This window comes from Aliivibrio fischeri (genome assembly GCA_038993745.2).
GTDB classification, from domain to species: domain Bacteria; phylum Pseudomonadota; class Gammaproteobacteria; order Enterobacterales; family Vibrionaceae; genus Aliivibrio; species Aliivibrio fischeri_B.
Map to the genome: position 1 here is coordinate 1,099,621 of CP160630.1, position 21,862 is coordinate 1,121,482.

The following is a 21,862-nucleotide window of genomic DNA, read 5'->3' on the forward strand; positions in this document are numbered from 1 at the left end:
AGGACAGACATAATGTTAAGTAAATTTTTTATTCACCGGCCTAAATTTGCATTAGTCATTTCATTGGTAATGACACTAATGGGCTTAATTGCACTAAAAGTATTACCAATAGCAGAATACCCGGCTATTTCACCAACAGTAATTATTGTAAATACCGTTTACCCTGGAGCGAATGCTGATGTAGTAAAAAAAACCGTCGCACAACCTTTAGAATCGAAGATCAATGGTGTAGAAGACATGATTTATATGTCTTCAAACATTGGTAATGATGGTAGCTATAGTCTTCGAGTTTATTTCCGGATTGGTGCAGATGGTGACATGGCACAAGTTCGTGTTAATAACTTAGTATCGCAAGCAACGTCAACCCTTCCACCCGAAGTGAAACAAATTGGGGTAACGGTCCGTAAAAAATCATCCGATATTTTAGGTGTTGTCACCCTTAGTTCGCCAAATAAAACTTACGACAGTATTTATTTATCAAACTACGCTGATCTTAACCTTGTCGAACGATTAAAACGCCTCGAGGGCATGAGTGACATCACCTTACTTGGTAAAAAATCATACTCTATGCGTATTTGGTTAAATCCAAATAAAATGAGTACGCTAAACTTAACAGCCAAAGATGTTATTAGCGCAGTTAAATCACAAAACATTCAAGTTGCAGCAGGGAAAATTGGTGGCATGCCTGCTCCTGATCAGCAACAAAACCAGTATGTTTTGCAAACTAAAGGGCGATTAACCTCAACCGATGAATTCGCTAATATTGTTATTAGGGCAAATAAAGATGGTTCAATTATTCGTTTGTCGGATGTGGCTCGTTTAGAGCTTGGAGCACAAGGTTATGAAGCGGATGGTCAATTAAACAATCAACCCGCAGCCGTTATGGCTCTGTATCAACTGCCAACCGCTAATGCTCTTGATGCTATGAGCAAAGTGAAAGCTGCCATGAAGGAGTACAGCAAAACCTTTCCTGATGATTTGGAATATAACATTGCTTATGACTCCACAGAATATGTTGAAGCCTCCATTGATGAAGTGTACGAAACATTAATTATTGCCGCTTTATTAGTTGCGATTGTTGTGTATGTTTTCCTTCAAAACTTACGAGCTACCGCCATCCCTATCATTGCTATTCCAGTCTCGATTATTGCAACATTTGCGGTAATGAGCCTAATGGGAATGACAATAAACACCATTTCACTTTTTGGTTTAATACTCGCTATTGGTATTGTGGTTGATGATGCGATTATCGTTGTAGAGAACGTTGAACGTATCATTCACGAAAAACACATGAAGCCTATCCCTGCAACCATTGAGGCGATGAAAGAAGTAACAGGTCCAGTTCTTGCCACAACGTTAATTTTGCTTGCAGTGTTTGTGCCTGTTGCCCTACTTCCTGGTATTTCAGGAAAAATGTTTAACCAATTTGCGGTAACCATCTGTGTATCAGTATTAATCTCAGCCATTAACGCCTTAACTCTGTCACCTGCACTATGTGGATTAATCTTAACGGATAAACACAGTGAACCGGTTGCGCCACTTAGAGCTTTTAACCGCGGATTTGACGCTGTAACGAAAAAATACCAATTTCTTGTTGGTTTTATGAGTCAACGTCTCTTGGTATCAAGTGTTATCTACATCGCCCTTATTGGCGTTTTAGGCTACACCTTTATGACCATTCCTACTGCCTTTGTACCTAATGAAGATAAAGGGGCATTTATGGTGGAAATGCGATTACCAGATTCCGCATCCTTACAACGTACCATTCCTATTCTGCAGGATTATACTCGAGATCTTTTAGAAATGGATGGTGTCGAAGATGTGGTTTCTGTTAGTGGATTCTCTTTAATTAACATGTCTGCAATCCCTAACGCAGGGATGCTTATCATCAAACTAAACAATTGGGATGAGCGTAAAGACCCAGCTCTGCACCAAAAAGCATTAATGAATAAAGTTCGACAAATGCTAAACACCATTCCAAACGCTAATGCTCTGGTTTTTGCTACCCCTGCTATTCGTGGCATGGGTTCTGTTGATGGCTTTAACTTTGTTCTAGAAGATAACCTAGGGCGGTCACCACAAGCATTAGCACAAACTACACAGAACTTTGTTGCTAAAATAAATCAATTGCCTGAAGTTGCGCGCGCTTTTTCTATTTTTAGAGCCAACGTACCGCAACGTTTCATCGATGTTGATAGAGATAAAGCAATATCAATGGGGATCCCACTTAACGATATTTTCCAAACGTTACAATCTCAACTGGGTGGCGCGTACATCTCTGATTTCAATATCTATGGACGATCTTTTCAAGTAAAGGTACAAGCTGAACAAGAGTATCGAGACAGCACCGATGACATCAATAACCTATATGTACGAAACAACACAGGCAAAATGGTGTCATTAGGAACCTTAGTGAAGATAAAGCCAATATTTGGCCCTGATTCACTCATGAATTACAACTTATTTGGTTCTGCTACCATTAATGGTGTTCCGGCACCAGGTTACAGCTCTGGTGATGTTGTAAAAGCCATTGAAAAACTCGCAGAAAATGAACTGCCTAAAGGGTATTCATTTGAATGGTCAGGAATGACATATCAAGAGCTAGAAGCAGGCAATGCCGCTCCTATTGCCTTCGCTCTATCTCTCTTATTTACTTATCTGTTCTTAGTTGCTCAATATGAAAGTTGGAGTATTCCGACAGCTGTTATGATGGCGGTTCCTATTGCTATTTTAGGCGCGATGGCAACCCTATTCGCTCTTGGCCAACCTTTCGATTTATACGTTCAAATTGGTATCGTCATATTGATTGGTATGTCAGCCAAAGTAGCTATATTAATCGTTGAATTTGCCAAAGTGCTAAGAGAAGAGAAAGGCTATTCAATTATTGAGGCCGCTAAAGAAGCAGCTCGATTGCGTTTTCGAGCTGTTCAAATGACCGCTTTTGCATTTATTTGGGGCGTTTTCCCCCTGGTTATTGCATCCGGTGCAGGTGCTGAATCTCGTCATTCATTGGGATTTGCAGTATTTGGCGGCATGATCCTCTCAACATTGATAGGCACAATCTTTACACCTGTCTTTTTTGTGACAATGCAGAGTTTAAGAGAGAGATTCAATCCTAAAAAATAATTGAAAACAATATACTCATTAACATTAAACCTACAATTGTATTTTCATACTTTGTAGGTTTATTGATTACTATCTTTATTATTTATCAGGCTTACATAATGAAAATTAAACCCTTTATATTACTACCTCTTCTCTTTTCATGCGGAGCTAATGCAGCGGGAACAGTAAAACCTAATTCTGAAAAACTGGCTGACGACCCCACCCGAGTCGTAACAGAACTAGGAATTACCTACAGCGATAATTACGATACTAATAATGATAGCTGGTCGCTCACAGGGTCTATTGCATTCGATCCCGTACGAAAAATAAATATCAGATTAAATGATGACCAGAGTGAATGGCGCGTTGGTGGGTCATGGCTCTTTGATTTTGGTATCGTCAATTTTAATTTTGGTAAAAATGAATTTGATAACAAAAATACACAAACAAACTATAGTGTAGGTACATTTGTTCCTTTGAGTTACTTCGGATTTGAACCTTTAGGTATTCAGATTTTTCCAACGATTGGTTACAACTACAACGATGGAGAAGAAGTGTGTGATGTGAATAACCCTACAGGTAAATGCCTAGACAACACACCTACATTCGACGACCATTACATGATGGTTCCAACGAGCAATCAGAGCGGTTATGTTGGTGCTTTTGCATTAAAACCATTAAGCCAAAAGCTAACATTAATGATGGCAACAGGAGCTGCAAAAGGCACGAATGATTACGATGCATGGTGGTTATTCGGTGGTGTAAGTTACAAGCTCGCTGAAAAACAAACCCTTAGCACTTTCACTTATATGATTGATAATAGCTACGGTCAAGAAGAACGCTTCGGTATCACGTATAAATACACATTTGATTAATTAAATTTATTTGTTTGTTAGATGACGCACAATAGGCGTCATCTAACACTTAACCTCAATTTAGCTATTCAGCGTTTCTTTTATCTCGTCTGAACTAAATCCATGAGAATATAAGTAAGCATAAGCTTTGCTTTTCTCTTTTGAGTTACTCAAATCAAAACGTTTTTTATCTAAACGTAGTTGGCAGTTTTCATAAAAATCAATCGAACCATCCATTTCTAATTTTTCAATTTGTTCATCAAAGTTTGTAACATCAATCAGTTTTTGTTGAAGCTCTCGTTTAATGACGGACTTTCCTTTTAACTTACGAGCCAACTTTTCTATTTCTTTAACGATATCAGCTTTCTCCGCTTTGATTTGCATTTTAGATGGAAGCGTTGATGCAATAGGATGAGACTTAATGACTTCTCGTACGTCAGAGGATTTAAAACCGTATTTCATCAAAGTTGAATATAGCTTATCGCTTGAATACGAATCTAACGTCATATTACTTAAACGATTGTTCAATATAGAAAATTCGCAAATCCCATCACGATTGACCAAATAATCAATCGCCTCATTTGCTATTGACTCATTTATCCCTTTTTCTTTTAACTTAGATAAAATGAATTGGCTGCCTTTTTCTGAATTGAATGCCATCTCAGCAAAATTAATAGCAAAATCCTTATCTGATTTAAGGTAGCCTCGGCCAATAAGATCAGACAAAACCGTATCAATCCATTCTTGGTTATCCGTTTTTGCTTCTAGCTTTTTTCTCAATTCATCAATCGTACGATCTTTTGCTTCAAGGTGATAAAAAGCACTACCATAAACGTTATCAATCGTTTTTGCTTGCTTAATGGGACGTTGAGTAAACATAAAAACCTCGAAGACAATGGAATATCTACCGACTCTAAAGCACTTCGCCTTTGGTTACTACGACAAATTGAAAATACCTCTGATATATTGTCGTTAATTAAAATAAAAAGACCGTATTGAATGATTTCATACAGTCTTTTAATCACGATTAATTAAGCATAGATAATAGCTTGCTCGCATGGCATTCAGAACGAACATTAATATCTTCAACCGAACCATACATATCAGGGATATAAAGCATATTATGGCTATAAACATAATTAATATCTTTAACCTGACAATACCTCAGCATTTGCTTTAATGGTTTTAACAGTTCATCTATCGTTAATGCGATTTCCTTTTCATTACCATACGCAGACTCTTGTCCACCAATAGTAAAAGAAAAAATAAACTGTTTATCTTTTAATTGCGCCCCCTTTTCACCACCAAACGCAAACCCATAGCAAATCACATCATCAATCCATTTTTTCATCAGAGCAGGGAATGAATACCAAAATAGAGGGAACTGAAAGATGATGGTATCAGCCTGTAATAAAGCCTCTTGCTCCTGAATAACATTAAACTCAAAATGCGTATTTAAATCTTCGAGCTTTCTTATGTTTAGCTGACTTTCCATAATGTTACTTTCTAAGTATTCAAGAATCGCTTTATTACTAATGGAACTTTCATGATTTGGGTGACCAGAAATAATCGTAATTTTCTTCATTTTATCGCCTCTTATGTGGGTAAGTGAGTAGGATAAAATGAATATTTCATTTTGATAATATGGTACTGTTGGGCTTCACTTTTCCATTTATGGGATAATAAAAGGATTAAATGATGAAGGAAGACTGGCTATTATTTGCAAAAGTTGCTCAGTATCAAAGCTTTTCAGAAGCGGCAAGACGCTTATCAATCCCTACAACAACAGTCAGTCGACGTATTCAACAACTGGAATCTCAACTAGGGGAAAGACTCTTTATTCGTAATACAAGATCAGTAACTCTAACTGAATTTGGCCAACGTTTATTGCCTAAAACCAAACTATTAGAAATAGCGCTAGAAGAGCTGCAATCAACAATTGAAAGTCACTCACAAGAAATCAGTGGTAAACTCAAGTTATCAACCTCTGATACATTGTCCCAATTTTTGCTACCGAGTCTAATTAGCTCTTTTTCATCGCAGCATCCATTAATCAATTTTGATATTTCTTCCTCAAACAGGAATGAACAACTCCTTAATGAGAATATAGATTTTCTTTTCGTATCGGGCAACTGGAAGACTCAAACTTAATTGCATATAAACTCTGTGAGATAGAGTATGTGTTAGTCGCTGCACCTTCCTTTATTGAAAAGAGCACCATAGGCATCACTCCGGAAACGCTAATTCAACATCCTTGCATCATTATCAATATCGATGGAAAAGAAGTCCCTTGGTTTGTATCAAGTGATGATCATGTATTAGAACTGAATACATATAAAAAGTATCGAGTTGATAATCTATTTATCGCCAAATCTTTAGCTGAATCAGGAAATGGTATTACTTTATTGCCTAAGTTTGTCGCTAAAGAAGCAATAAAAACAAACACGCTCGTTACTGTATTAGATAGTGTCAATATACAAAAGAATCCACTCAGTTTGATCTATTTTGATAAACATTTTCTATCGGAGAAATCTAAGTGCTTTTTGAAGTACATTAAAGAGCAACGCTCTCACATAGAGAGCGTTATTAATCCAACTATATAACAATTAAATAAATTGCGCTTTTTTCACTGCATTAGCCTTTTCCAGTGAAGAGAGCACTTGATTTAACCGTTGAGGCGATAATTTCGTTTTCTCATAACTTACGGGGACAAAATCCCGTTGTTTATACGGAGTAAAATCTGAATACTCAGCACGACATTCATAATAACTTTTTACAATCGAATCTAATGATACATAGCCAAATCGTTGATAGGTTTTTTGCAGTCTCTCTTCGAACCGTCTTATTTTGCAATCTTTACTTATCATAAAATTAAAAGATCATTGTGTGATCTGCTTACTCTCTTTTATATATGTGACACACAATTTGCCACATGAAAACAAAAGTCTCTTGAGCATTACTAATCATATATTTGAGAAGAATGCTAAGTATCTATTCTTTCTTATTGATAAGTTGCTAATTTTGCCGCATTTCTTTATTTATGGAACTTATCATGGTATTGCTACTCAATAACCATAATCAATTCAATCAGCTAAGGCATAGAATGAATCCTATTATTACAGTGAGTAGCGTATCAAAACACTATCCTGACTCGAATCAAGCTCAACAAGCCCTTGATAATATCAGCTTCACTTTATCTTCTGGTCAAGTATTAGGCCTACTTGGACACAATGGTGCAGGAAAATCGACGCTTATCAATGCACTTTTAGGTGCACATCGTTTTTCCGGCAATATTACAATTAATGGCTTAGATCCGATTGAAAACCACGCAGAGCTAATGAAACATCTAGCATACATCTCAGATGTAAATGTGTTACCTGAGTGGATGACGATAAAACAAATTTTGAAATATACATCAGGAGTTCATCCTTATTTTGACATTAATAAAGCCCTGTCTTTAATTACAAAAACGAACATTAAATTGAGCAGTAAAATCGGTAGTTTATCCAAAGGAATGAAAGTCCAAATTCACTTAGCCCTTGTTATCGCTACCAATGTAAAGGTACTTATTCTGGATGAACCCACTCTAGGCTTAGATTTGTTATATCGAGATAACTTTTATAACGACTTGATGGCGTGGTTTAATCAAGGAGAACGATGCTTAATTATTGCAAGTCATGAGGTTAATGAAATTGAAAAACTGCTTACTGATGTGCTCATTCTTAAGCAAGGGAAATGTGTAAAGCTAGATAATATGAATAATATCCCAAAAGGAACGCTCGCCGATCTATTTATCACTTTACAAAAGGAGGCAGTATAATGCGCCCTTCTTTATATATGCTACAAAAAGAGTTAATCGAACATAAAACAGTAAGTCGTGTTCCACTGTTTATTCTATTATGTGGTGTGGTGCTTTTTTTAAGCTTAATGATGAACACCAACTTACAAGATAACTTGTTTATTTCAGTACAAACTCAAGGGGATTTTACGCCTTTTTCTACTGAATTTTCAAACGATGTGCAAATCATGCTAAGTTTTATGGCAGGTATATTATCTCTTGCTTTAAGCACAACATATTTATCTAAAACCTTGCGCAAAGAACGTAACGAAGGAAGCTCCGCTTTTTGGCGTAGTATGCCTGTAACTAGCCAACATACTCACGCAGTTAAACTTACTTTCGGACTTATTGTCATCCCACTAATTTTCTCTATTTTAGTGCTTATTGCTAACTTATGTTTATGGTTTATTAGCTTATCCAGTGATTCTGTTCTCGTTTTGTTGCATGAGCACTCATCGCTACTTTACGTCATAACAGGGTGGTTTCAATTTTTAACTCGAATGCTATTAGTCAGTGTTGTTATGTTGCCAATAGCAGGTTAATACTGGCCGTATCTCAAGTGTCTAACTCACCATTAATTGTATTATTCTTGGGTGGATATGCATTAAAGATATTATCTAATTGGGTACTAGGTTGGGATGGGATCTCTCAGTTTCTATCTCATATATACCAAATACCAACGACCGTTTTATTATCACACAACCCATTAGTCAGTTTTGAACATGCTGGCATAGGTTTTTTAAGTCTATACGCTTTGCTTGGGGCTCTCGCTCTGTTTGTTAGTATTTCTTTATATCGAACAACAGAAATCTCGTGGCAATCATTAAACCCAAGTTGGTTGATTAAAAAATAAAAACAAAAAAGGAGATCATATGATCTCCTTTTATTTATTATTCTATGATTTCTAAACCAATTCAGACTGAACTTGAGTAACTCGAACTTTATTCGCTTTATTATTATCAATCGATAATACTTCAAAACTCCAGTCTTGATACTCTAAGGTATCTCCAACAGCAGGTACATTGCTTGTTAGCCACATAAACATACCTGTCAGTGTTTGATAATCCCCTTCTTTCTCTTCAGGTAAAGTCGCCAGATTTAAGGTATCTTTTAGCACTGTTGTCGGAATTGAACCATCTAAAACCCATTCCGTTTCTGATACTTGATCAGCCCATGCATCATTCGGGTTTCAGATTTAAACTCACCCGCTAACGCTTCTAACAAGTTCTTTTGCGTTACAATACCTTGAGCATCACCATATTCATCAACGACTAGAGCTATCTCTTCACCCGTCGTTTTTAGTAACTCCAACAATTCACTACCGTATTTTGTTTCTAAAATCGTTAAACAAGGTAATAAATTACGCATTAACCATTTGGTTCGGTGTTCTTGATGCGCTGCTTTTAGTAAAAATCGTGATGTTGTAAATCCAAGAACATTGTCCATTCCACCACGTGTTACAGGATAAATAGAATATTCTGAGCGCAATAATTTTGGTAAGTTCTCATCCCACGATTGCTCGGTGTCGAAATAAACCAATTCATTTCGTGGGATCATGAGTGATGCAACTCGTCTATCATCTAATTGTAAGATATTGCGCACCATACTGTGTTCATGCTTTTCAATAACACCTTGCTCAGAGCCTTCTGAAAGCAAAGCGTGAATATCATCTTCAGTAATCGATGCTTCATCGCTGTTTGAGCGACCTAATAAACGTAAAATCGCATCTGTTGAGATCGATAGTAAGAATACAAATGGTCGAGAAACAGAAGCTAACATGCTGATCAATGGCGCTATAAGCGTTGCAATACGTTCTGCGTGAAATTGTGCTATACGTTTTGGAACAAGCTCACCAACAACAATTGAGACATAGGTGATGATCACAACAGTCGACATAGTCGAAACGGTAGACGCTAATCCTGCTGGTACACCAAATGAAATAAGGAAATTTGAGATCGGGCCTGAAAATGCCGCCTCACCTAAGATACCATTTAAGATACCAATTCCGGTAATACCTATCTGTACGGTAGATAAGAACTGAGTAGGCTCTTCGCCTAATTTAATCGCTTTAGCAGCTGACTTACTGCCTTCTGCTGCTAATTTCTGTAATCGACTCTTTTTTGCGGTCATGAGAGCAATCTCAGACATAGCAAACACACCATTAATCACAATTAGAAAAAGTAATATGGCAATATCCAATGTAAACCTCGAATTATTAAGTAATAAAAACAACGTACATACGTTATTATTTTCCTACTCTTATATGCCTGATTTACAATAAGGTCAATAACTATATTGACCTTATTTTAAGCACTTGTTAATGAATAAACATATAGTTACATTTCGTTATACTTATCCATCTTAAACACCTAATTTTTAACTAACTCTTTTTATTTTGATCAAGTCGTTTAATTAACTTGGCAGGCGTTCCACCATACAAACAATCAGATGGCACATCATGGTTCACCACTGAATTTGCTGCAATAACAGAACGAGCTCCAATAGTAACGCCTTGATTAATCACTACACTACCACCGACCCACACATCATCTTCAATGACAATCGGTTTACAATAGGTTTCCCAACAACGACGGCTTTTATAATCTAAAGAATGTGAAGCCGTATAAAATTGAGCATTAGGACCAATTAATACATTATTACCAATCGTAATTTCTGCACCATCGAGCATGGTCACGTTCATATTAATAAACGTTTCGTTTCCTATAGAAATTGTCTTTCCAAATTCACAAAAGAACGGGGCTTGAATAAAACTCTGACCAAAGGCATTAAAGACATTTGGTAAAATAGATAACTTTTCTTTCGTTTCTGTACTTTGATTAAATTGTTGAAGGTACTTTTGTGTTTGATTACGAATAGCGTCTATTTCAGGATCACCACCATCAAATACCAAACCACTTTTCATTTTTTCAAATTCGGTCATGCTAACTCCCTAAAAAGCAAAAATCGAATAGACCGTCAAAGTCTATTCGATTTCTATAAAATAAAAAGAGTAAATATTGGAATAAAAAATTTCCTATTTTAAATACTCTAATGACTCATGACCGATGTAGAAGTCAATGGTAATGGCTTGATAATCTTCTGGGTTTTCAAATGATTCCATACCATTGGTGCAATACAGATAATCAATGCAATGTTTGATACTGGCATCGCTAACCAAACCCCATCAATTCCAAACCATTTAGGTAAGATAAGCAAAAATGGCAATTGAATAACGATATTACTAATTGATATCACCATGGCTTTTTTGCCTTCATTTACGGACAAAAAGTAGATAGTAATCAATACAATCATGCCATCCAAAAACATCGCAAATAAGTGATAACGAATACCAACAATCGTTTCAGCAATCAGATCTTTATCACCATTAGTAAACAAAGCCGTCGTTAGCTCTGGTGAAATATTTAAAATAGTCACCCAACCAATGCCAGTAATGATTACCCACTTCAATGCAATCTTGAAGATTTGATAAACTTTTTATTTTCTCTCGCACCAAAATAATAACTTATTGGTGGCTGTGCACCCTCAGCAATACCTTGCGCAAGAAGGTAATAAAGCATAAATAAGTAACCAACAATGGCATAAGCCCCCACAGTCGTTGCTGAGCCGTAATGCATCATTAACGCATTATGCATAGCAACAACAAAGCTGCCATACAAGTACATAACTAATGCCGACGCACCTAAAGAGAGAGATTGCTTTGCCTTATTCCAAGAAAATAGCACTTCTTGTAATGTGATCTGAATACTTGAACGCTGAGTAAAGAAATAACCAATACCCAAAACGGTCACACAAGCTTGAGCCATTAACGTTGCTAATGCCGCTCCAGAAAGCCCTAACCCCATCACACCAATAAATACGTAATCTAAAACAATATTAATTAATGCTCCAATAACGAGTAGAAATGTCGCAACATTTGGTGACTCATCATTACGCACAAGCATAGGTAGAGCCGTTGCACATGCAGTAAAAAACCACCAAACATAAGTACATTGATGTAATCCATTGCATAAGCAAAGTTTTGACCTTCCGCACCTTGTGCGAGCAATATGTCTTTTGCGAGTAACACAATACAGGAGATCGCAATCATGCTTAAAATCGCAAGTAACCAAAAACCTGTCGTTAACGCCACTTTTGTTTTTTCTAATTTATTTTCGCCACGGTAAATAGACATAACACTGCCTGTTCCCATGCCAACCATGACACCAATAGCACCTAATATACAAATCGCAGGCCAAGCCATATTAATCCCAGCAAGACCTTCAAAACCAATGTAATGACCAACAAAGATCCCATCAATAATTTGATACAGTCCACTCACCACCATTGCAGCAATAGAAGGAATAGCATAACGCCAAAAAGTACGTGTGATGGATGAATCTGCATGAAATGTTGTCATTTTAACCTCGGTAACAACAAAGAATGGCGTGATTCTATGATACAATTTAAGATTGAAAAAGTTAGTATCCATCTCCTTATCGGATGGATGAGTATAAATTATAGACTATTCTTATTTTCCTCTTATTGACACATAAAAACTGTGTTATAAGCTTATGAAATGGATAAAAATATTTCTGTAAATACAGACACAAAGGGTAAATTTATGATTTCTAAATGGGCAAAAAGATTCTTCCAAATGGCAGAATTAGTCGGTTCTTGGAGTAAAGACCCGTCGACTCAAGTTGGTGCAGTAATCACCAAGCATAACCGTATTGTTTCTGTTGGATTTAATGGCTACCCACATGGTGTATCAGACAGTGCAGATACAGATGAACGTGAAATTAAATATTTAAAAACACTTCATGCTGAAGAAAATGCCATTTTATTTGCCAAGCGTGATTTAGAAGGTTGCGATATTTGGGTTACTCACTTCCCTTGTCCAAACTGCGCAGCAAAAATCATCCAAACAGGAATATCAAAAGTATATTGCCTGAACAAACTGAAGACTTCTTATCTCGTTGGGGTGAAAAAATTCAAGTTAGCCAAGATATGTTCTCTCAGGCGGGAGTTGAAGTCACTTGGTTACCTTTAGACACGTTAAAATAATAAAAAAGCCGGATTAATAATCCGGCTTTTTTATATTCTCTTTATATGTATGCAAAAGCATCGGCAAAACATCTGTTCTGACTTCGCTTTTTTCTCTTCAATTAATTTTTCTTTTGCAGTTTTAGCCATCATGAAAGGCCCACAAACATAAATATCAAAATGGGTGAGATCAGTAAAATCTTCCATAACAGCATCAAGAACAGTGCCTTTTTTCCCTATCCATTCTTCATTTTTATCTTCAATAACAGGAATATAATGAAAGTTTTTATTATTTAATGATAAATTTAGTAACTCTTCATCTTCATACAAAAAGGAACTGTCTTTTACTCCCCAGTAAAGATATATATCCTGAGTGAACCCTTTACTTAAGCAATTTTTTAAAATACTACTTATGTAAGATAATCCTGTTCCTCCAGCAATCAATAGTAACGTTTTTTCGCTTTCTTCACGCCACCAAGCATCCCCATATGGTACATCTATCTTTATTACAGATTCTTCAACTAAAGCGTTAAGAAAATACTCAATAGCATCTAATGATTTCTCTCTATCAGAGCCACCGACATGTAACTCAATCTCATCTTTTTTGGTTGGGCAACTCGCAATTGAGAATGGTCGTTTTTCATTATCGAAATCAACAACAACATATTGCCCGGCTTTAAAATCAATCGAGTTATTTGGTGTAATAAACACTTTATATATATTGTTTTTGATCGATACTAATATTACCTTCTTAACTTTCCCCTCAATACTCATAAATCTCCCCTAAATAGTATTTTGAATCAAACTTGCCATGGAAAGAGCACATCCTTTTTGCGCACGTGTATTTAAGCGTCGAATAATTTCAACTGTTACCCCTGGATAAGGATCTGGTTCTCTTATTTCTCTAACAATACCGATATCATCAGTAACAATAAAAGCGGGTAAGCAGTCGAGGAAGCGTCCATATAACTTAACAATCCGATCTCCCCTCAGCTACAGGTTTCAAGGTCTCAGGATCAAGGGCTCGAGCATACACCCACGGTGGAACATGTTTTCTTTGAAATTCATCTTCAAAAAAGCAAGTATTAAGTTCTACCTGATTAAATGTATCCCTGATCTGACTAATATTATCTAATTGGAAAGTATTCATTATTAACTGATTAAAATCTTCTCTATTTAAAGATTTATTTTCATTAGATTTCCACCCGCCACCAGTAATAACATACACTCTATTTCCTCCTTTAAAATCAATATTATTGTCCTTCATATATTGACACAAAAGATAAACAAAAAATGGGGGGCCAATTAAGCAAATATCTTTATTACTATTATTAATCCTAAATAAATGATTTACTGTTTTTTCGAAATCAATCTTATCGTTGTTAACAGTAAATACTGTAGGATAAAGTAGCTCAACTAAGCTCATTACATATTTAAACCAAACATTACTTGCACTAAATCGATCTGGACCTAGATTCACCAACTCCATCTGATGTTCAAACCAATTTCCAACATACTTCATTCCAAAGTTAACAGAACCGAGCAACCGCTCAATAGTAAGACGATCGCGTGCAATACAGCTTTTAATCCCCTTTGTCCCACTACTTGTATACCAATTTTCAATATCATCCACACTTACAGTATGTAACTTCATATATTTAAATATTGATGTTGGAAAAACAGGTATTTCATCAATTGAATGTAAATTCTCGTTTATATGCAGACTTACACAATAATTCCGATACTTTTCATTCCTATTATAATGAAAATGAAAAGCCTCTCTAATTAACTTATTTTGTATTTCTTTTTGTTCGTCAAACGACCACTCCTGTGGTGAACTCATAAATATAAGATCATCTATTTCAGAACTAGCAATAATTTGATTTTTTTTATATTCAATATGATTAGTCATATCTATCCTAATAATACATAACGTCAACAACACTCGATAAATAATAGAAATCTAACTTAAAAAATGCCCTCAATCTATTAAGGTAGATTCTTTTCAATTTTCTGATTCAACATATCAATAATATCTTTTACATCATTAATATCATTCATTGATTCAAAGGATAATAAAATATTTTTACATCCTGTTTTTTCCACTGCTAATTTTGTCGATTCATAATAGTCATCATGAGTTCCAACAGCATTCTCTTCTATAATACAGTTAATTTTTTCATCGCTGCTCATTTGAGGATAGGTTTCAGTAATATAGTCTTTTAAATACTCTCTCACTTCTTCTTGAGCCGTATCTTTATCAGAATTTAAGTTCACAATCACAGTTAATTGATGATCAACATCTGAAATATCTACACCATATTGTTTAGCTGTTTTATTATAAAGTGCTGCGTAGCGTTCTTTCACTTCTAGGTTATCATCCCACTTAAAGATTAGAGACAGTGCTTTTTTCGCAGCCCATGTAACCACTTCTTTTGATGTAGCTAATACATATTGCTTAGGCCCATTTTCACTATAACAATGTGGATTAACTGAAATTTTTGGAAAATCATAAAAGTCATTCTGTGGATGACAAAACCCTGTAGTTAACGCTTCGTTAATGATGTCATAGCATGCTTCAAATTGCTGTTGACGAGATGGAATATGACGCTTAAAAAACTCCATTTCAAAATCACTTTCACAATCACTAAAACCAAAAATAAAACGCCCTTCTGTCATCTGATCTAGTAAGCTCACTTCTTCAGCGACTCGTACGGGATGGTGAGTGGTAATCACTTGATTTAATGAGCCAATGTGCAATTTATCTGTTAATCCCAATAAAAAACCAGCAGCAGTAATAGGAGATCCAACAATGCCATTTTTTGAAAAGTGATGTTCATTAACAAAAGCGGTATTAAAATGGTATTTAGTTGAATCTATTAATGTGACGGTATTTATCATGTTATCGAGTGTTTCTTCAGATGTAGTTCCATCTTTCTGAAAGTTTAGAAAAAATAATCCAAATTTCATAATCTGTTCCTTATTCTCTTTAATATCTCTATTGAGGGTCTTTTAAGAAAGGGGCTACCTGTGTCATAAATAGCTTCATTGACGCAATTATTTCTTCTTCAGTTCCATTAGCTTCGAATCCACATGTAATATTTGTAATACCTGTATCATCAATATCGCGTTGGATTATTTCAATGCACTGTTCAGGTGTACCTACTGGATTTATGCTATTGCTATAATCAACGCGTCGATTGGTGTTTGTATGCCCTTGTAAAACAAAATCCCGCCATTGGCCTTTATGATAATCATATCACGAGTTTGATTACTATCGTTAAAAATATTGGTCGCATTTACATACGAGTCATACCAATTTTTTAAAAATTCACGACATACTTCTTGTGCTTTATCGCCATCATCATCAACAGAACAAATATAGGCCATACAATGATCTATTTTACTTATGTCATGACCATGCTCTGTTGCTATCTCATTATATAACTCCATCTGTGCCTTTTTTTCGCTGGTGTCAATAATCCAGCTAAGTACCATAGGAAGTCCTTGTCGGGCTAACCATTCTGTTGTACTTGCAGACTCTGCGGTCATACACGTTGGAACCTTTTTAGAATATACTTTAGGGTATACGTCAACTTTAGGGAACTGGATATGCTCACTATCAGAGCTCATGCAACCTGTTTGTGCACTTTCCATTATCATTTGATGAAAATTTTGAGTAATAGCGCGGGATTGCTCCATATCAACGCCAAATACCCGAAAATCTTTATGATAGAGTCCTCGAACACCGCCAAAATTAAAGCGTCCTTTAGACATTTGATCTAACAATAAAATGTCTTCTAACTGACGAACTGGATGCTCAGTTGGAATAACCACTCCCATGGTACCTACATTTATTTTTTTAGTTCTACCTAGTACGTTAGCTGCTGCGGTAAATAAACTCCCAGTCAATCCAAACTCTGTAAAATGATGCTCCAAAATCCAATATGTATCAAACCCGACTTCTTCAGAAGCAACGCTCAACCGAACAAAGCGCTCCATGACTTCCCTATGACTTTCACTCGGAGGTTGATACGAAAAACAAATATTTCCAAATTTCATGGTTTTTATTCCTTCTTAATAATTAGGCCATTTCCAATAATTCATTCTCTATTTTATTTCTTAATCTTCGCTCTTTAACTGTTGTACTTGTCAAGTTTTCAAACCCTGGTTCAACTATTTCAATATCTAAATCTAATAAACCCTCATCTAAAGCTACTGCGGCTCTGGTTACTGATTCATAAAAATTCCTCAAGACCACAAGATTCTCACCGAGATCGTGAGAACTTCCAATCAACGAATAAAGCTTACATCGAGTAGAATTAATACTATCAATCACCCTCTCCACTTCACTTTGCTTAACCCAACTATCATCATTCGCCGTAAATGCAATAAACGGAATATTGAGTCCTCGTACCGCCATAAATGTCGAATCTAATGTGTCCCACTTGTTTTTAAGACAGTCCGACACAAAAACCTTAGAACCTAAATTATGACCTTCAAAGTCAAGATCATCTGGCAATTCTTCGATAGGTAATGGTAAATAGTCATACTTCAAAGCCTTCTCTAAAGTATCCCGTAAATTTACAACGCCAACCGCAGTAATGAGAAACGATGCATCAATATCATTTATTACTTCATAAGCGATCCGCGCCGATAAACTTGCTGCGATAATTCCTAGGTTTTGAATCCCTTTAGCTCTTAACCAACCAACAACAATGAGCAAACTATGTTTACCTATTGACATCGAAAATTCATCTATTTGGCCACTACTTAAACCAACATGATGTAAGGAGTCATAGCGAATAACACGGAAACCATTGCTAGACAAATACTCAGCAAGACCAGCAAAATGATCCATCCTACGAGCAAAACCTGCAGCAATGACAACGGTACTATTTTTTTTATGAGTATCACTCTTAGGAGGAGTCTCCCAAACCCGAATCGACTGACCATTTTCAAGCTCAATAATATGATCAATGGTGAAAAAGGTACTTTCATCTTTCATACAGTTTCCTTTTAACTATGGAACAAAAACTAAAAACTTATCTTCTTCTAGATAGCGTGTTTGTTCAATTTCAACCGCAACATCCTTGGTTGTATAATGAAATGGCCTTTCATGTGATATAAACCTAACTAAGTACTGAAGAGGAGATAATGAATCATGGGCTCCTCCAACTCTGAAGACGTTATTCATTCCCGACTCAACAATTCTCTCAACGCCACTCATCGCCAATTTATCTCTATATTTTACTGAGACCTCCCAAGGATAAATAGAAACTGTCTGTGTACTATTTTTGTTTACAAAAGGAAGTACTTCATTAATATCGGATACTTGGTGTATATATACGCTCCGAGATAACGGTTGATTTCCAAAGCTATTTATAGGAGATTTAATCATTAACCAAGCTTGATTATCCCCTTTTCTTACTTCATAGCCGGAAAAGACTCCTTCTCTTTCAGTAAGAGAAAACGCCGCTTTTTCATCAAAATTATTTACACCTTTTGGTAAAATTTTTTCATATCGATCAAGCTGTTTTTCAAGCTCATCTAAAAATAGTGACAAATTTTCTCCGATGTAATAAACGTCCTGAGTGGAAAAGCAGGCTTGCTGATCATAGAAACAAATATCATGGGCAACCCCCATTGCTGCGGCCTCCATATCTTTAGGTTCTTCAATGATACTTAAACTTTTCTTTGGCCCAAATTTCAGAATATCCACATGAGGAGGTGAGTGTTTTACCGCCCATTTAATCGCTTCTTCTCCCCCCAAGCAATGACAACATCTGCATGACTCATAATTTTTTGAGGTAAAGTCATATCTTCATTATGCGGCCAATACATAACAGACATTGATTTAGTTATCGGATGATCAGCATTAACGTCAATAAAACTCGAAACCAAAGCCGTTGCAGTAAAGGGATCCGAAGAAGAGGTTTTAATTATGCATTCATTTTTTGTTAAAATAGCACGCAAAATAGATGTCACTCCTGATAATGGAACATTACCAGCTAACAAGTGAACAGAAACGCCTTTTGCTTGTGCTTTTACATAACAATCACCTCGTGGAATCCATTCATCTAACACATGTATAGAGCCTAAATCGTAATTAACAATGTCATACAAAGCACTTTTAGAACACAATAACATGGCTATCCAATTGGCCTCTAATCTTGCCATTTCATCAGAATAACCGAGATATTTTTTTAACTCACGAATATAGCTTCGTCGTCGACTGTATTCTTCACTTTTCCATCGTTGACCCACGGTATATAAAAAATTCACAATTTGATTTAAGTTAAGATCTATTTTATTTCTAAAATTTAATGTTCTTAAAACTGAATCTTCCGTAATAACAGATAATTTAATTTTATTATCACTATTTAGGTTTATTTCTTTATAAGCGTTATTATTAAATTCTTGAACAACACCATTAATTATCATTGGAATACATTTAATCATTATTGTTCCTATAATACATTTATTATATTCTAGTATTAACTTGATACAGCTTTTCTAAACTGTTCATTAATTGGCATAGACAATACAACAGACCTAGTATTACCTAATAGATGGATTTCTTTATCCCCAATACGGTGACAAGGAACTTTAATACGCTTAAGAAACCTTTCTATCGCTGTTGATGTTACTGTTACATATTCTGTAATCCCTCTACTAACTGCGTGTTTATATATCGCTTCAAATAGCTTCATAGTCACTTCACTTGCAGAGTTATTTATTTTTGAGCTATTCTTCCCAACAGCAAAACGACTTAATTCGACTATATTAGGGGCTCTCGGAGGCACTTGCCCTCCGAGTAATTTAGGAAACACACTTTTTAACATATAATCACCCGTTGTGGGTAATAGACGCCAACACCCATTTACCTTTTCAGTATCATCGCAGGCATAAATATATTCTGCATTTGAGTTATCATATTCATCTGATTCAAGGTTATCTTCACTAACCAAATCCCACTCAAGTCTTTGTTTAAACACTTGATAACGAAGACTAAGAATGCCTCTATACTCATCTGATGGGATAGCCAAAAAGTTCGATTTTTTTATCATTATAGTCATGTAACCTCTCTGTATGTTTACATGACTATAACAAACTGTTGCACGACAGAAACCTGTACTATCCTACAGCCAAAATGTTAACACTACGTTCTAATCAAGACACAAAAATGTGACTAACGTCAAATAAATTGGAACCAACATCACTAAATTTCCAGTTTAATGTTATATAACACGCAAAAAATATAACAACTAAGCTAGGTGAAAAAAAAGATGAATACTAAAAACATAAATATTAATGACACAGAGAAGGTAATTAATAAAATTAAAACTTGTGCTAATAATAATGATATTAAGCAATGCTTATCTGAAATGACGAGAATAATACATTGTGAATATTATCTATTCGCTATTATTTATCCTCATTCAATGATTAAACCTGATGTTTCAATTATAGATAACTACCCTGAAAAATGGCGTAAATATTATGATGATGCGGAGTTACTAAAGTATGATCCTATAGTAGATTACTCTAACTCGTATCATTCACCAATTAATTGGAATGTATTCGAAAACAAATCAATAAAGAAAAAGTATCCAAATGTAATCAAAGAAGCAAAAGAATCAGGGCTCATTACTGGATTTAGTTTTCCAATTCATACTGCAAATAATGGTTTTGGAATGCTTAGTTTTGCTCATTCAGATAAAGACATTTATACAGACAGCTTATTTTTACACGCCTGTAAAAATGTACCGTTAATGCTTCCTTTCTTAGTCGATAATTATCGAAAAATAAATACAACACCTAAAAAGTTAGATGTGGATTTAACAAAAAGAGAAAAAGAATGCTTAGTGTGGGCGAGTGAAGGAAAAAGCACATGGGATATTTCAAAAATACTAGGCTGCAGTGAGCGTACTGTTACTTTTCATTTAACCAATGCTCAAATGAAGCTCAATACAACTAACCGCTGCCAAAGTATTTCTAAAGCGATTTTAACCGGTGCCATTGATTGTCCATACTTTAAAAAATTAAGTAAATGAGTAAAACTTTATACCTATTATACTTTACTCTTTTTACTACTCTGTTTTCTGTGGAAAATTGATCTCATACATTTCCATGAAGTCTTGACGAATAAGTTGTTCTAAATGAGATGCTTTTTCTGTTGGACAAAAGATCATGTAGTGCACTTTTTGATCGCCCATTGAAGTAGTCGTAATATGAATATGGGGCTCTGAACCTGGAAGATCGACACCTGCGTGCTTCTCTATTACGCTGTTATAGCGTCGAGCTACTTCGATAAACTCTTCACAATGAACATCGATCTTTGCTAATAGATCCGGTAACATTGGGTATAGATTCACGAACTCTTTAACACAGATTGAGAAGTTATGATAAACATAACGCTTCATGAAATTCAGATTTTTTACTGGGTATGTAAAGAACATACTGTTTGGAAGTGTAGCTGTTTTACCTGTGTAATCATATTGACCATGGTGCAAATCGATCTCTTGGATAACCGTAGCCATCATGTTGTGCTCAATAACTTCACCACATAAAGAGCCTACTTCAATCCAATCTCCTATTCGAAATGAACGAGAACTTGCACGTTGAATAGAGCCAGTAAAACACAAAATAATTTCTTTCGATGCCACCACAATTGCGACGGCAATAGCAGTAACTGATAAAGCAAATTCATTAATCTCAGATTGCCATAAAATAAATAACGTAATAACAATTACAGTAAACGAACCATTTTTAGTTCGAGAAATCCATTTACGCTGATCTTCAGTTAGGAAAGCAATATCACCACGAATATGCTTTACTGCATAATGGCGCAATAAGAAGATGAAGCTAATAATCAACACACTAAAAATCATCTTATGTGTTAATAAAAAATCTATTACTAGTAACAGTCTATCCACGCTTACCTCTTCTACTTACTGCTTTATTCTCGACAACTAGCAGTAAATATCCCATAGGTAGACCATAATTTCATCCCCATCTA

The 21,862-nt window shown here is 35.6% G+C and carries 14 protein-coding genes and 7 pseudogenes; 8 read left to right on the plus strand and 13 right to left on the minus strand.

Annotation, left to right across the window (positions count from 1 at the left end; genetic code table 11):
- Nucleotides 1-12 precede the first annotated feature (12 nt).
- Both AAFX60_019275 and AAFX60_019280 read left to right on the plus strand, forming a co-directional pair.
- Nucleotides 13-3,126 carry a multidrug efflux RND transporter permease subunit gene (locus tag AAFX60_019275; GenBank protein XDF79296.1) on the plus strand — a complete coding sequence of 1,038 codons (3,114 nt, stop codon included), beginning with the start codon at nucleotides 13-15 and terminating at the stop codon, nucleotides 3,124-3,126.
- A gap of 98 nt (nucleotides 3,127-3,224) precedes the next feature.
- Complete coding sequence (locus tag AAFX60_019280) at nucleotides 3,225-3,980, plus strand: hypothetical protein (protein ID XDF79297.1); 756 nt, start codon at nucleotides 3,225-3,227, stop codon at nucleotides 3,978-3,980.
- A 60-nt stretch (nucleotides 3,981-4,040) separates the two neighbouring features.
- Here AAFX60_019280 and AAFX60_019285 read toward each other — a convergent pair whose 3' ends face one another.
- Nucleotides 4,041-4,838 (minus strand): RecX family transcriptional regulator, encoded by a 798-nt coding sequence (locus AAFX60_019285; protein XDF79298.1) that lies wholly within the window; start codon nucleotides 4,836-4,838, stop codon nucleotides 4,041-4,043.
- A gap of 148 nt (nucleotides 4,839-4,986) precedes the next feature.
- On the minus strand, nucleotides 4,987-5,544 hold the full coding sequence (locus AAFX60_019290) for an NAD(P)H-dependent oxidoreductase (protein XDF79299.1): 558 nt from the start codon (nucleotides 5,542-5,544) through the stop codon (nucleotides 4,987-4,989).
- Nucleotides 5,545-5,657: 113 nt separating this feature from the next.
- Between AAFX60_019290 and AAFX60_019295 the strand changes: the two are divergent.
- From AAFX60_019295 to AAFX60_019310, 4 genes and pseudogenes are all read left to right on the plus strand, one after another.
- Nucleotides 5,658-6,562: pseudogene (locus AAFX60_019295) on the plus strand (LysR family transcriptional regulator).
- A 500-nt stretch (nucleotides 6,563-7,062) separates the two neighbouring features.
- On the plus strand, nucleotides 7,063-7,779 hold the full coding sequence (locus AAFX60_019300; GenBank protein ID XDF79300.1) for an ABC transporter ATP-binding protein: 717 nt from the start codon (nucleotides 7,063-7,065) through the stop codon (nucleotides 7,777-7,779).
- Nucleotides 7,779-8,339: a hypothetical protein gene (locus tag AAFX60_019305; protein XDF79301.1), complete on the plus strand. Its 561-nt coding sequence runs from the start codon at nucleotides 7,779-7,781 to the stop codon at nucleotides 8,337-8,339. Before AAFX60_019300 ends, AAFX60_019305 begins: the two co-directional genes overlap by 1 nt.
- Nucleotides 8,340-8,356: 17 nt before the next feature.
- Nucleotides 8,357-8,650: a hypothetical protein gene (locus tag AAFX60_019310; protein XDF79302.1), complete on the plus strand. Its 294-nt coding sequence runs from the start codon at nucleotides 8,357-8,359 to the stop codon at nucleotides 8,648-8,650.
- A gap of 51 nt (nucleotides 8,651-8,701) precedes the next feature.
- Here the strand turns inward: AAFX60_019310 and AAFX60_019315 are convergent.
- The 3 genes and pseudogenes from AAFX60_019315 to AAFX60_019325 form a co-directional block, all read right to left on the minus strand.
- A pseudogene (locus AAFX60_019315) lies at nucleotides 8,702-9,996 on the minus strand (hemolysin family protein).
- Nucleotides 9,997-10,177: 181 nt separating this feature from the next.
- Nucleotides 10,178-10,738 carry a sugar O-acetyltransferase gene (locus AAFX60_019320; GenBank protein XDF79303.1) on the minus strand — a complete coding sequence of 187 codons (561 nt, stop codon included), beginning with the start codon at nucleotides 10,736-10,738 and terminating at the stop codon, nucleotides 10,178-10,180.
- A 107-nt stretch (nucleotides 10,739-10,845) separates the two neighbouring features.
- Nucleotides 10,846-12,214, minus strand: a pseudogene (locus AAFX60_019325) (MATE family efflux transporter).
- Nucleotides 12,215-12,418: 204 nt separating this feature from the next.
- Here AAFX60_019325 and AAFX60_019330 point away from each other — a divergent pair.
- A pseudogene (locus tag AAFX60_019330) lies at nucleotides 12,419-12,861 on the plus strand (cytidine/deoxycytidylate deaminase family protein).
- A 30-nt stretch (nucleotides 12,862-12,891) separates the two neighbouring features.
- On the opposite strand, the gene fre reads toward AAFX60_019330, so the two are convergent.
- The 7 genes and pseudogenes from fre to AAFX60_019365 all read right to left on the minus strand — a co-directional run bounded on the left by fre (nucleotide 12,892) and on the right by AAFX60_019365 (nucleotide 19,919).
- A complete protein-coding gene (gene fre / locus AAFX60_019335) occupies nucleotides 12,892-13,614 on the minus strand; it encodes an NAD(P)H-flavin reductase (GenBank protein XDF79304.1) in 723 nt (240 codons plus the stop codon).
- Between the two features lie 9 nt (nucleotides 13,615-13,623).
- Nucleotides 13,624-14,752 (minus strand): annotated as a pseudogene (locus AAFX60_019340) (long-chain fatty acid--CoA ligase).
- A gap of 77 nt (nucleotides 14,753-14,829) precedes the next feature.
- Entirely contained in the window at nucleotides 14,830-15,810 is a 981-nt protein-coding gene (locus AAFX60_019345; GenBank protein XDF79305.1) for an alkanal monooxygenase, read from the minus strand.
- 28 nt (nucleotides 15,811-15,838) lie between these two features.
- A pseudogene (locus AAFX60_019350) lies at nucleotides 15,839-16,902 on the minus strand (alkanal monooxygenase).
- A 22-nt stretch (nucleotides 16,903-16,924) separates the two neighbouring features.
- The gene (locus tag AAFX60_019355; GenBank protein ID XDF79306.1) at nucleotides 16,925-17,848 is read right to left on the minus strand and encodes an acyl transferase; all 924 of its coding nucleotides are present in this window, start codon (nucleotides 17,846-17,848) and stop codon (nucleotides 16,925-16,927) included.
- Between the two features lie 15 nt (nucleotides 17,849-17,863).
- Nucleotides 17,864-19,302, minus strand: a pseudogene (locus tag AAFX60_019360) (aldehyde dehydrogenase family protein).
- Between the two features lie 35 nt (nucleotides 19,303-19,337).
- Nucleotides 19,338-19,919 carry an acyl-homoserine-lactone synthase gene (locus AAFX60_019365; GenBank protein ID XDF79307.1) on the minus strand — a complete coding sequence of 194 codons (582 nt, stop codon included), beginning with the start codon at nucleotides 19,917-19,919 and terminating at the stop codon, nucleotides 19,338-19,340.
- A gap of 210 nt (nucleotides 19,920-20,129) precedes the next feature.
- Between AAFX60_019365 and AAFX60_019370 the strand changes: the two genes are divergently transcribed.
- A complete protein-coding gene (locus AAFX60_019370; GenBank protein XDF79308.1) occupies nucleotides 20,130-20,897 on the plus strand; it encodes a LuxR family transcriptional regulator in 768 nt (255 codons plus the stop codon).
- 36 nt (nucleotides 20,898-20,933) lie between these two features.
- Here AAFX60_019370 and AAFX60_019375 read toward each other — a convergent pair whose 3' ends face one another.
- Nucleotides 20,934-21,779, minus strand: coding sequence for a mechanosensitive ion channel family protein (locus AAFX60_019375; GenBank protein XDF79309.1), 846 nt, complete (start codon nucleotides 21,777-21,779; stop codon nucleotides 20,934-20,936).
- Nucleotides 21,780-21,862 lie beyond the last annotated feature (83 nt).